Genomic DNA, 11,685 nt, shown 5'->3' on the forward strand with positions numbered 1-11,685 from the left:
TTGGATACTTGAGCCGCGTTGAAAGGGTTGAAGGCCGGGGGCCCGACCCCGGGGCCTCAGAGGGCGGGGATCTCGATCGCCGGGCAGCGGTCCATGATCATGTCCAGTCCGGCCGCGCGGGTACGGTCGAAGGCGGTCTCGTCGACCACGTTGAGCTGGAACCAGACGGCCTCCGCCCCCTTCGCGACGGCCTCGTCGGCGACCGCGCCCGCCAGCGCGCTGTTCACGAAGACGTCCACCACGTCCACCTTGAACGGGATCGCCTCCAGCGAGGCGTATCCCTGCTCGCCGTGGACCGTCTCCGCCTTGGGGTGTACGGGGATCACGCGCTTGCCGTACCGCTGCAGGACCTCGGCCACGCGGTACGCGGCCCGGTCCTGGTTGTTGGACAGGCCCACCACGGCCCAGGTGTCGCCGAGCTCGGTGAGGATCTTGCGGATGGTTGCCGGATCGCCGTACACGTGTGCCGCCTCCTGCTGCTGGTGCTGCCTCTGGCCGCTGATCGCAGCCCCCTCGATCAACCGAAAAGACGCATGTCGGATTCCCCGTAGGGTGGACGGGTGAAGGCAGACCAGTACGTGACGGTGGCCCGTGAGGGCGTGCACGAGTCCGAGATCAACCGCTCGCGGTTCCTGTGCGCGCTCGCGCCCGCCGCGACCGAGCGGGAGGCGCAGGACTTCGTCGCCCGGATCCGCAAGGAGCACCCCACCGCCTCGCACAACTGCTTTGCCTATGTCATCGGCGCCGACGCCTCCGTGCAGAAGGCCAGCGACGACGGCGAGCCCGGCGGCACCGCCGGGGTGCCGATGCTGCAGATGCTCACGCGCCGCGACATCCGCTACGCGGTCGCCGTCGTCACCCGCTACTACGGCGGCGTGAAGCTCGGCGCCGGCGGGCTCATCCGCGCCTACGGAGGGGTCGTCGGAGAGGCCCTCGACGCGCTCGGCACCGTCACCCGCCACCGCTACCGGCTGGTCACCGTCACCGTGGACCACCAGCGGGCCGGCAAGACCGAGAACGACCTGCGCTCCACCGGGAGGACCGTGGTCGACGTGCGCTACGGGAACGCCGTGGAGATCGAGGTCGCCCTGCCCGAGGCGGACCTGCCCGCCTTCGAGGCCTGGCTCGCGGACAGCACCGCCGGGAGCGCCACGCTCACGCCGGGCGGGGAGACGTACGCGCCCTGAGCGCCTGAGGGTGCTACCAGAGGGGGGATCAACTCACCTGCTGCGCCGCCCCCATGAGCCGCGGGTCGGAGAAGAACTCGCCGGGCTTGGTGAGGCCCGCGTTCACCCGGACGAAGCCGTCCATGGTGTCCTGGCTCTCGGCGACCTTGCCCAGGACCCGCTGCATTTCGGGCGGCGGAGGTTCGAGGGCCGCGAAGTCGGCGGTGAACTCGTACATCTGCATGACCCGTTCGTCCCTCGCCTCCTGATACCCGCGCATGGCGTCGCCGAATGCCCTGCGGCCCGTGAAGGCGTCGCACAGGGCCCGCACGCACAACTCGGCGTCCTGGAAGGCGTCCTGGATTCCCTGGGCCGTGATGAAGTCCTTCAGGTACCCGGCGTCGCCGACCAGCGCCCACCCCGGTCCGTAGGGGACCCGGAAATGGTTCTCGACGGCGGTGCCGACCAGCCGTCCGGTACTGGTGGCGGCGGCGATCCGGTCGGCGAAGGCCGGCACCCGGTTCAGGGTCTCGTGGTAGCCGCCCTCGATGTCGGCGCGGTTCGCCTCGAAGTCCCGCATCGGCAGTCCGCAGATCACCAGCGTCACGTCGTCGTTGGTGGGCCAGGCCGCGAAGGCGCGGTCGCCCCGCATGTACGCCTCGAACCCGCCGTGCATCGGCAGGTTCGCCCAGTACGTGTAGTAGCTGACCTGGAGCTTCGGCTTCTCCGCGTAGCGGGGGGCGTCCACGGCGCGGGCGACCATCGAGTGGGCGCCGTCGGCGCCGATGACGACCCGGCCGTATTCGGCGGTCGCGGCACCGTCCGGGCCGTGGCCGCGGATGCCGGTCACCGCGTCCCCGTCCGTGACCAGGCCCTCCACGGTGAACTTCTCGCGCACCTCGGCGCCGGCCTCCACCGCCGCGTCGATGAGGATCTTGTCGAGGACGGTCCGCCGGGGCGCGTACGAGCCCTGGCAGCCCAGTCCCGCCGGCGACCCGGAGATGACGATGGGGCCCAGGTCGAAGGTGTACGTGGTGATCTCCGGGCAGCCGGTGGCGACGACCCGGTCCAGCAGGCCCCAGCGCCGCAGGGCGGCGACCCCGGGCGGGTGGATGAGGTGGGTGGAGAGCGTGTCGCTGGGGAAGACCGCCCGGTCCACCACCAGCACCCGGTAGCCCTGGCGGGCCAGCAGCATCGCCGTGCTCGCGCCCGCGCAGCGGGCTCCCACGACCACGGCGTCGTAGGTCGTTCCGGTCATGTCGATCGCCTCCCCGGAGGGGTGGGGCTCTGTGTTTTCCACGGTAGGCGGCGGCGCTGGTCACCGCCTCGGGAGAACCACCCGTCACCGCGCCTGGCCTCGCCTCTTGGCGGGGCCCTCCTGCATCCCGTGCTGGTCTGGTGCTGACCTCTCATCACCCGTCATCACCCGTATCAACCCCGACCGTGCTGGGTCGGTGCTGACGCAGCGCGAGCCCAGCCTGGACGCCTTGGGGGGTGTGTCGGCAAGCGGAGCGACCAAGATCGGACCGGCGAACTGGCGAGATCGGTCTGAGCGGTGACAGGCATGGACGATGGGCGCAAGTCAGCCACCGCAGACCGATGCGGTGCGATCCCTGCGGGAGCGGAATACCTGCGCGCAGCCGTCACCGCTCGGCCGATGCCTGACCCCCCTCGCCGGCATCCTGCGCATCCGACGTGCTCGTACGGTGGATCCCACTTTCCTCCAGCGCGGATTTACCGCCTTCTCGGATCAAAAGATTCGTTCCCGTTGCATTCCGGGGGACTTCATTGACTCGGCCGGGTGATCAATTTAGCCTCTGAGGGGCCGCTGTCGGGGCAAGAGGAGAATGGCATGGCGTGGTTGAATGTCAATGGCATACTGATGCACTACGAATCGCACGGGGAGGGCATACCTGTCCTCCTGGTGATGGGCAGCGGCAGCAAAGGGCGGGTATGGGATCTGCATCAGGTGCCTGCCCTCACAGCCGCCGGATACCGTGTCATCACCTTCGACAACCGCGGAATTCCGCCGACCGACGAATGTGCCGAGGGCTTCACTGTCGAAGATATGGTGGAGGACACTGCTGCGCTCATCCGTGCGCTGGGGATCGGGCCGTGCCTTGCCGTGGGCACCTCACTGGGCGCGCAAATCGTGCAGGAACTCCTGCTCACCCACCCCAACCTAGTGGAGAAGGCCGTCCTGATGGCCACCCGCGGGCGGGCCGACCCGATGCGCCGCGCCATGGCCGAGGCTGAGATCGCGCTTCGCGATTCGGGGGTGCGGCTACCCCCGACGTACGCCGCGGTGGTGCGGGCCATGCAGAATCTCTCACCGCGGACGCTGTCCGATCCGGCGCTGGTCCGGGACTGGCTCGATGTGTTCGAGATGTCGGGTCCGCCGGGTCGGGGAGAGCGGATTCACCACGATTTCTCTGCTATGGCCGATCGCCTGTCCGCGTATCGCTCGATTTCCGGGATGTGTCATGTGGTGGCGTTCTCCGACGACATGATCACGCCCCCGAATCTGGGGCGGGAAGTCGCGGAGGCCATTCCGGGTGCCACCTTCGAAATGGTCGACGACTGTGGACATTACGGCTATCTGGAGAACCCGGACGCAGTGAACAAGAGCATCATCGAGTACTTAAGGCGAGAGCTCTGACGGCGCGGGCGGCCGGCGGCGCGGCAACGGGACTCAGAGGACAAGCGGCCGCTTGAAGCCGCGCACCGCCGTCCACATGGCGACCGAACCGGTCAGCAGGCTGGTCGCGATGGCGCCGAACACCGTGTTGCCGAGTGGCCAGTCCAGCGCCAGCGCGCGGGTGGCGTCCACGGCGTAGGACACGGGGTTCACCAGGGCTACAGCCTGCAGCCAGTCCGGGAGCGCGTCGAGGGGCACGTACGCGCTCGATGCGAACATCAGGGGAAACAGCGTCAGACCACTGATGCCCTGCATGATCCTGGCGCTCCGCACCCACGCGCCCACCGCGATGAACATCCAGGTCATCGCGGTGATGACGAGAAGCGACAGGGCCAGCGCCGCTGCCACTCCGGCCGGGCCGCCGGCCGGGCGGAAGCCGAAGAAGAGTGCGGCGCAGCCCAGCAGCAGCACGATCTGGGCGGCGGTGCGCAGCACATCGGCCACGGCACGCGCGACGAGCACCCACTGCAGATCGACGGGGAGGACGCGGAACCGTGAGAGTACACCGTTGTCCATGTCGCGGATGAGTTCCGAACCGGAGCCGACCGCCGAGGTGATGCCGCTCGTGACGAGGATCGCGGGCATCAGGTAGTCGATGTATCTGACTCCCGGTGGGAAGTGCCGGGGGTTGGCCATGCTGCCGAAGACCTCGCTGAAGATGACCAGCAGGATCAGCGGCTGGAGAAGGGTGAGCGCGACGAGTCTGCGGTCGATGACGATGCCGCGCAGGGATCGCCCGGTCAGCACCACGAACTGCGTTACTGCACCGGCGGGACGCCAGGATGAGTCCACCTCGGTCACAACGGAGTCGTTGCGGTCTGCAGGAGCCGTGATGGCCATGGCAGTCGCTCCTTGGGGCTTGGGGTGGTCAGCGTCGGGTAAGGGTGGTGGGATCAGTCGCCAGCGCGAGGTAGACGTCGTCGAGGGAGGGCTCGGAAAGCGAGAACCCGACGACGGGCACCTCGGCGTCCTCGACAGCGCGCACGATTCGGACGAAGTCGGTGAACTCGGCGACGGGCACGCTGACGGTGCCCTCCTCCGGGGTCTCCACCGCCGCGATCCCGGAGCGGCGCAGGGCGGCGGCAGCCCTGGTCGCGTCATCGCGCCGGGTCACCGACAGATGGGCCCGGCGCTCACCGATGCGGGCCTTCAGCTCGGCGGGGGTGCCGGCCGCCACGACCGTGCCTTCGGACAGCACCACCACCTGATGCGCGAGGCGCTCAGCCTCCTCCAGGTACTGCGTGGTGAGCAGCACTGTGGTGCCGTCGGCCACCAGCGACTCGATGCGCTCCCACAGGGAGATCCGGCTCGCCGGGTCGAGACCGGTGGAAGGTTCGTCCAGGAATAGCACCCGTGGGCGGCCGACCAGGCTGACGGCCAGGTCCAGCCGGCGTCGCATCCCGCCCGAGTACGTGCGGCAGTGCCGGTCCGCGGCGGCAGTCAGGCCGAACGCCTCGAGTAGTTCGCCGGCCCGGTCACGGGCCTGGCGCCGACTTGCACCCAGCAGGCGCCCGACGAGGATCAGGTTGTCGTGGCCGGACAGTTTCTCGTCCACCGAAGTGAACTGGCCCGTGAGCCCGATCCGCTCCCGTACCTTCCGGCTCTCGCGTACGACGTCGTGACCGGCGACGGTGGCTGTACCGCCACTGGGGGGCAGCAGGGTGGCGAGGATGCTGACCAGCGTCGTCTTGCCGGCGCCGTTGTGACCCAGCAGACCCAGTACCGCACCTTCCTCTACCTGAAGGGTCACCCCGCGCAGTGCGTCGACCCCGCGGTAGGACTTGGTGAGATCCAATGTGCTGATCACGAATGTGTCACACCCCCGTCGGCAGCGGCAGAACTCGGAATGCAAGGGAATCCCACCGTCACAGAAAATCCGCGACATCCTCACATCAGTCAGTTCAGCGATTCCGCCCGACCGTAGATCAGGCCCCATGGGGCGTCAAGCAGCCCCTTGGGGTGTCCCAAAACGATCCCTGCGTGACTCAATAGCATCGATCAGATGGATTCAATAATTCCGCTTCAGTGTCCGCACTTGACTTTAGTTGGGTCGGACGTGACCAAAGATAGTTGACCGCCTCCAAGTGGTTGACGTTTCATGCTGTCAAAGGAGGCCGTCCGTAACACCCCTTCCCCACGAAGGACCTTGACGGCCAAGATCGATCACAGCTAAGGTGAATCGAACGCCAGAACGAGTGCATATGGTCAACGGGGGCTAGTCTTGTTAGGCGAACACTTCGCGGAGCCCATACTCCGCAATGCGTTGGATCGCGGCTCGAAGACAGCGATTACTTTCCTGTCGGATTTCGATGTCGGTGACGGTCGAATATCCCTGTCCTACGAGGACCTCGACCGCAGGGCCCGTGTCATTGCCGCCGCGCTGCTCGAACGCTGCTCGCCGGGCGACCGCGCCCTGCTGCTGTATCCGGAAGGGCTCGACTTCACCACGGCCTTCGTCGGCTGCCTCTACGCCGGCATCGTGGCCGTGCCATCGCCGCTGCCCGGGCAGTACCAGCACCACCAGCGCCGAGTCACGGCCATCGCCACCGACGCCCAGGTCTCCGTGGTGCTCACCGACTCCAGGACTTTGCCGGGAGTCGACGAGTGGGCCCGGACCGCGGACCTCGACCCCGCGCGACTGCTGGTCACCGATCTCCTCGAAAGCTCTCCGATCGACGTCGCCTCGCTGCCGCGACTCGACCGTGACAGCCTTGCCCTGCTGCAGTACACCTCAGGCTCCACGGGCGACCCCAAGGGCGTCATGCTCACCCATGGAAACCTGCTCCAGAATGTGGACACCCTGAGGCGCACTTTCGAGTTCGATGACACCTCACGATTCGGGTCCTGGATTCCGCATTACCATGACATGGGGCTCATGGGCATCATCCTCCCGCCGCTGGCCCTGGGTGGCTCTTCCGTACTGATGAGCCCGGCGAATTTCATCAGGCGGCCGCACTGGTGGCTGCGTATGATAGACGAATTCGATATCACCGCCTCTGCCGGGCCGAATTTCGCCTTCGAGCTGTGTAGTCGGAGAGTCACCGACGAGCAGATCGCCACACTTGATCTGTCCCGGTGGAAGTACGCCTGCAATGGATCGGAAGCCGTACAGGCCGCCACTCTTGCCGCATTCGCCAAACGCTTCGCGCCCGCTGGACTGCGCGCTGAGACCCTCGCACCCTGCTACGGGATGGCCGAGGCCACCGTCTTCGTGAGCAGTTCCGTACGGCGGGAGCCGGTGGTCCGCCGATTCGACGACGAGCGGCTGTCCGGCGGCGCACTCGTTCCCGCGGGCGACGGGCTGCCAGGCCGGGACCTGGTGTCCTGCGGCTCTCCCATCGACTTCGACCTGCGGATCGTCGACCCCGCCTCCGGCGAAGCGGTTCCCCCCGGAACGATCGGCGAGATCTGGCTGCACGGCCCGAGCATCGGACAGGGCTACTGGGGGAGGCCGCCGGCCGATGAGCGGGCCGTCCTGGCGGGCCGCGACTTTCTGCGCACCGGCGACCTGGGCGCGGTTCTGGACGACGAGCTCTACGTCACCGGTCGCATCAAAGAGATGCTGATCCTGCGGGGACGCAACCTCTACCCGCAGGACATCGAGTACGAGGTACGCAGCCTCCACCCCCAGCTCCAGAGCCTGTTCGGCGCCGCGTTCACCGTGCCTGTCCGGGATGAGACCGGCCTGGAGGAGGAGCTCCTCGTCCTCGTGCACGAGGTCCGCGGCAAGCCCGGCGAGGAGGAGCTGGAGCAGCTGTCCGCCTCGATCCGGCGTGCGGTCTCCACCGCGTTCGGCGCACACCTCGCCGGCCTCGTCCTGGTCAGCCGCGGCACTGTTCCGCGTACCACCAGCGGCAAGATCCAGCGCCTGCAGACGCGCGACATGTTCCGCGCCCATGCCCTGCGACCGCTGTTCGCGAAGCTCGACCGCTCGCTCGAGCAGACCGTCTCCTGACGCGCTGCGCCGCCAGGCGGCGAGAGGCAGCCCGTGAGACGCATTCATCAGCTCAGTCACCGCATCCCGGGGGTTCATCGTGCTGCACGACTCCGTACGCGTACTCGATCAGTTCCTCGACCGCTCCGGCACGCACGCGCTGTTCACCGGTGCGGCGATGGCCGAACTCGACCGGGAGGAGGAGTTCCCCGCCGAAGCCTGTGCGGCGCTGGACGCCTTCGGCCTCGCCTCCCACTACGTGGACGCCCGCCACGGGGGTCGGCTGCGTGACATGGTCGAGCTGGTCCGGCTGCAGCGCACCGTCGCTCGCCGAGATCTGACGGTCGCCGTCGCCCACGGAAAGACCTTCCTCGGTTCGGCCCCCGTCTGGATCGCGGGCTCCCCCGAACAGGCTGCCCGGCTCGCCGCGGCCGTGTGCGAGGGCGCGGTCGTGTCCTGGGCTCTCACGGAGCGCGACCACGGCAGCGATTTGCTGTCGGGACGGGTCACGGCTCTTCCGGAGAAGGACGGCTGGCGGATCAACGGCGAGAAGTGGCTGATCAACAACGCCACGCGCGGCCAGTACGTGTGCGTGCTCGCCCGGACGGCGGAGACGGGAGGACCGCGGGGATTCAGCCTGTTCCTGGTCGACAAGGAACAGCTGGCACCCGGCTCGTACCGGACGCTGCCGAAGGCGCGGACGCACGGCATCCGAGGTGCGGACATCAGTGGCATCGTCTTCGACGGCGCGCTCGTCCCGGCCGATGCGCTCGTGGGGGAGGTCGGAAGCGGCATCGAGACGGTCCTCAAGTCCCTCCAGCTGACCCGCACCATGTGCACCGCCCTGTCGCTCGGGGCTCTCGACCACGGACTGGCGATCGCTGCCGACTACGCCAACTCCCGAAATCTCTACGGGCGTTATCTCGGCGACCTGCCACGGGTCCGCCGTATCCTGGGCGAGGTCACCGCGGCCCTGGTCGTCGCGGACTCGGTCACCACGCTGGCCGCCCGGAGCATCCAGACGCTCACCCCCGAACTCAGTGTGATCTCCGCCGTCACCAAGGCGTTCGTACCGACACTCGTGCAGGACGCCCTCGAACGGATCTCTGAACTCCTCGGTGTGCGTGGCTTTCTGAGCGAGTCCTACCTTGACGGTGCCTTCGCCAAACTCGAGCGGGACCACCGGATCGTGGCGGTCTTCGACGGCAGCACAGCCGTCAACCGCAACGTGCTCATCGACCATTTCCCCGCGCTCGCCCGCGCATGGCGTGCCGGCTCGGCCGACCGGAACGCGGTGGCGCGCACCATGCCAGGTGCGTCTGCCACCCCCTTCGACCCGACGCGGCTGCGGCTGCTGTCGACCGGCGGGTGCAGCCTCGTACAACTCCTGCCCGAGTCCACCCAGAGCCTCAAGGACGCCGTGCAGGAAGGGCTCCTACCCCAGGAGGCCGCGCGGATGGCCGATGAGCTCCGTGCATCCGCGACGTCCGTGCACGCCGCCATGGCGGACCTGGAGCGAACTCCCAGGGACGTCCCCCAGGCCGCCTTCGACCTGGCGGCCCAGTACGAGCTGTGCTTCGCGGGGGCGGCCCTGATCCACCTGTGGCTCGACAGCGCGCGCACCTCGTACGACAGCCTGTGGCTGCGGGCCGGACTGGCCCTCGTACTCGCCAGGTTGGGCTTTGAGACCGACGAGGCGCGCGCCGAACCGTTCGACCTGCTGGCCGACCAGCTCCTGGGGTCCGACGGCCGCATTCCCGCCGCCCGCTCGGCCCAGCAGACACAGGGGAGCATTCTGTGACGACAGCGTCCACCGCCCCCGCCCTGCCCTCCCGGGTCGACACCCTGGACCGGCTGCTCGGCGATCCCGCCGACCCGGCGAATCCCGTCGGCCACGCCGCTGTGATCGCCGCCGACGAGCGGGGGGAGATGCTGCCGGCGGGCGAGGCTGTACTGCACGAGTTCGGCCTGAACGCCGAGTTCGTGCCCGCCGCCCTCGGCGGCCGTCTCACCCGCCTCGATCACCTCGTCGACGTGATGCGCACGGTCTACCGGCGTGACCCCTGTCTCGGCCTCGGTTACGGCGCCAGCTCCTTCATCGCAGGCGTCAACATCTGGACCATGGGCAGCGAGGAGCAGGGCCGGGCCGCTGCTGCCCACCTGCTCAACGGCAGCCGGGTGGCCGTCGCGTATCACGAACTGGCCCACGGCAACGACATGGCGCGCACCGAGTTCACCGCGCTGCCGAGCGGCGACGGGCGGCTCCTTCTCAACGGCCGCAAGGAAGTGATCACCAACGTCCAGCGCGCCGAGGCCATCGTGGTGTTCACCCGTACCTCGACCGCCCCCGGCAGCCGCAGCCACTCGCAGTTGTACATCGAGAAGTCCCGGCTTCCGGCCGGCCGGATGGCCTATCTGCCGCGGTTCCGCACCAGCGGCATGCGCGGAGTGCAACTCGGCGGTGTGGAGTTCCACGACTGCCCGCTGCCCGACGACGCCCTGCTCGGCGGTGCGGGGAAGGGGCTGGAAACCGCCCTGCGTTCGTTCCAGGTCACCCGCACCACACTGGTCTCGATGTCCACGGGCGTCGTCGACACGGCGCTGGAGACCACGCTGCGCCACGCGCGGGGCCGCCACCTGTACGGGCGGACAGCCGCCGATCTCCCGCACGTACGGTCGGTGCTGACCGGGGTGTTCTCGGATCTGCTCACGGCGGACTGCTTCGCGACCGTCGCGACCCGCGCCCTGCATCTGCTGCCGGCCGAGACGGCGATCCACGGCCAGGCCGTCAAGTACTTCGTGTCAAAGGCACTGATGGATGCCATGAACCAGCTCTCCTCGGTCCTCGGGGCGCATTTCTACTTGAGGGAGGGCCCCTCCGCGATCTTCCAGAAGATGCTGCGGGACATCCAGCCGGTGGGCTTCGGCCACGCTGCCCGCGCGGCCTGCCAGGTTTCGATGCTGCCGCAGCTGCCGCTGCTGGCCCGCCGCTCCTGGCTGGGTGACGCCACCGCGCCTGCCGGACTGTTCCGGCCGGGCGCCGACCTGCCGGCGATGGACTTCCGCAAGCTGGCGGTCACCGCCGGGGGCCGCGAGAGCCTGAGCACCACGCTCGCCGCCGCCCTCGCGGCCATGCCGGAGGGCGAGGGCCGCGCGTACTCCGCACTCCGCGCGTACGGCGAGCACTTCGCCCAGGAACTCGTCAGGCTCGCGGAGGAGTGCGCCGTGCTCTCGCCCGGCGAACTGTCCGTAGCGGCGAGTTCGTACGCGTACGACCTGACCACCCGATATGTGAACGTCCTGGTGGCAGCCGCGTGCTTCGAGACATGGCGGCAGGCCCGGATCACCGGTGACCCGCTCCTGTCGGACCCCGTCTGGGCGGCCGCCGCACTCCACAGGCTACGCGGCACCCCCGGTGGGGCGGACCGCAGCCTGCCGCCGTACCTCGAAGGCCCGTTGTGGGAGCGGTTGCTCGAACGCTTCGACCGCGCCCAGGGCTTCGGGCTCATCCCACGACGCACCGCGTCAGCCTGATTGGAGAAACGAGATGGAAGAGTCCTTGGTCAGGGACGACCCGGACACCATGCGCGAGTGGCTCGTGGAGCGGCTCGCCGAGCATCTACGCATGTCCCCCGACGAGCTCGAGCCGGACGTGCCGCTCAGCGACTACGGCCTGGACTCGCTCTACGCCCTGACAGTCGCGACCGAGATCGAGGACCACTTCGGGCTGACGGTCGATCCCACGATGATGTGGGACAACCCCACCGTCGACGCGCTCATCGAGGCGATCAGCGCGGAGCTGTCCCGCGCCGCCTGAGCAAGAACCGCCCAGCAAGAACGCCGGGCCCGGGGGTCGTCATCACGACACCCCGGCCCCGGCGCGCAGT

The 11,685-nt window shown here is 68.6% G+C and carries 10 protein-coding genes; 6 read left to right on the forward strand and 4 right to left on the reverse strand.

Going from position 1 to position 11,685, the window contains the following annotated elements:
- Nucleotides 1-56: 56 nt before the first annotated feature.
- The gene (locus AC061S_RS17385) at nt 57-461 is read right to left on the reverse strand and encodes a CoA-binding protein (RefSeq protein ID WP_478686846.1); all 405 of its coding nucleotides are present in this window, start codon (nt 459-461) and stop codon (nt 57-59) included.
- 99 nt (nt 462-560) lie between these two features.
- Between AC061S_RS17385 and AC061S_RS17390 the strand changes: the two genes are divergently transcribed.
- Nucleotides 561-1,187: a YigZ family protein gene (locus AC061S_RS17390; protein WP_478686847.1), complete on the forward strand. Its 627-nt coding sequence runs from the start codon at nt 561-563 to the stop codon at nt 1,185-1,187.
- 28 nt (nt 1,188-1,215) lie between these two features.
- Here AC061S_RS17390 and AC061S_RS17395 read toward each other — a convergent pair whose 3' ends face one another.
- Nucleotides 1,216-2,424, reverse strand: a complete 1,209-nt coding sequence (locus tag AC061S_RS17395; RefSeq protein ID WP_478686848.1) for an NAD(P)/FAD-dependent oxidoreductase — start codon at nt 2,422-2,424, stop codon at nt 1,216-1,218.
- 594 nt (nt 2,425-3,018) lie between these two features.
- Here AC061S_RS17395 and AC061S_RS17400 point away from each other — a divergent pair.
- On the forward strand, nt 3,019-3,825 hold the full coding sequence (locus AC061S_RS17400; RefSeq protein ID WP_478686849.1) for an alpha/beta fold hydrolase: 807 nt from the start codon (nt 3,019-3,021) through the stop codon (nt 3,823-3,825).
- A gap of 33 nt (nt 3,826-3,858) precedes the next feature.
- Here AC061S_RS17400 and AC061S_RS17405 read toward each other — a convergent pair whose 3' ends face one another.
- Nucleotides 3,859-4,704 carry an ABC transporter permease gene (locus AC061S_RS17405; protein WP_478686850.1) on the reverse strand — a complete coding sequence of 282 codons (846 nt, stop codon included), beginning with the start codon at nt 4,702-4,704 and terminating at the stop codon, nt 3,859-3,861.
- A gap of 28 nt (nt 4,705-4,732) precedes the next feature.
- Nucleotides 4,733-5,671 carry an ATP-binding cassette domain-containing protein gene (locus AC061S_RS17410; protein ID WP_478686851.1) on the reverse strand — a complete coding sequence of 313 codons (939 nt, stop codon included), beginning with the start codon at nt 5,669-5,671 and terminating at the stop codon, nt 4,733-4,735.
- A gap of 456 nt (nt 5,672-6,127) precedes the next feature.
- On the opposite strand from AC061S_RS17410, the gene AC061S_RS17415 reads away from it, so the two are divergent.
- The 4 genes from AC061S_RS17415 to AC061S_RS17430 all read left to right on the forward strand — a co-directional run bounded on the left by AC061S_RS17415 (nt 6,128) and on the right by AC061S_RS17430 (nt 11,615).
- Nucleotides 6,128-7,819 carry a fatty acyl-AMP ligase gene (locus AC061S_RS17415; protein WP_478686852.1) on the forward strand — a complete coding sequence of 564 codons (1,692 nt, stop codon included), beginning with the start codon at nt 6,128-6,130 and terminating at the stop codon, nt 7,817-7,819.
- A 79-nt stretch (nt 7,820-7,898) separates the two neighbouring features.
- Nucleotides 7,899-9,599: an acyl-CoA dehydrogenase family protein gene (locus tag AC061S_RS17420; RefSeq protein WP_478686853.1), complete on the forward strand. Its 1,701-nt coding sequence runs from the start codon at nt 7,899-7,901 to the stop codon at nt 9,597-9,599.
- Nucleotides 9,596-11,332 carry an acyl-CoA dehydrogenase gene (locus tag AC061S_RS17425; RefSeq protein WP_478686854.1) on the forward strand — a complete coding sequence of 579 codons (1,737 nt, stop codon included), beginning with the start codon at nt 9,596-9,598 and terminating at the stop codon, nt 11,330-11,332. Before AC061S_RS17420 ends, AC061S_RS17425 begins: the two co-directional genes overlap by 4 nt.
- Nucleotides 11,333-11,345: 13 nt before the next feature.
- Complete coding sequence (locus AC061S_RS17430) at nt 11,346-11,615, forward strand: acyl carrier protein (protein ID WP_478686855.1); 270 nt, start codon at nt 11,346-11,348, stop codon at nt 11,613-11,615.
- Nucleotides 11,616-11,685 lie beyond the last annotated feature (70 nt).

It is taken from the genome of Streptomyces sp. CA189, assembly GCF_056428985.1.

Excerpts from the sequence above, each read along its gene's own strand:
- AC061S_RS17405 (WP_478686850.1), bottom strand. The coding sequence starts at position 4,704 with ATGGCCATCACGGCTCCTGCAGACCGCAACGACTCCGTTGTGACCGAG.
- AC061S_RS17395 (WP_478686848.1), bottom strand. The coding sequence starts at position 2,424 with ATGACCGGAACGACCTACGACGCCGTGGTCGTGGGAGCCCGCTGCGCG.
- AC061S_RS17400 (WP_478686849.1), top strand. The coding sequence starts at position 3,019 with ATGGCGTGGTTGAATGTCAATGGCATACTGATGCACTACGAATCGCAC.
- AC061S_RS17430 (WP_478686855.1), top strand. The coding sequence starts at position 11,346 with ATGGAAGAGTCCTTGGTCAGGGACGACCCGGACACCATGCGCGAGTGG.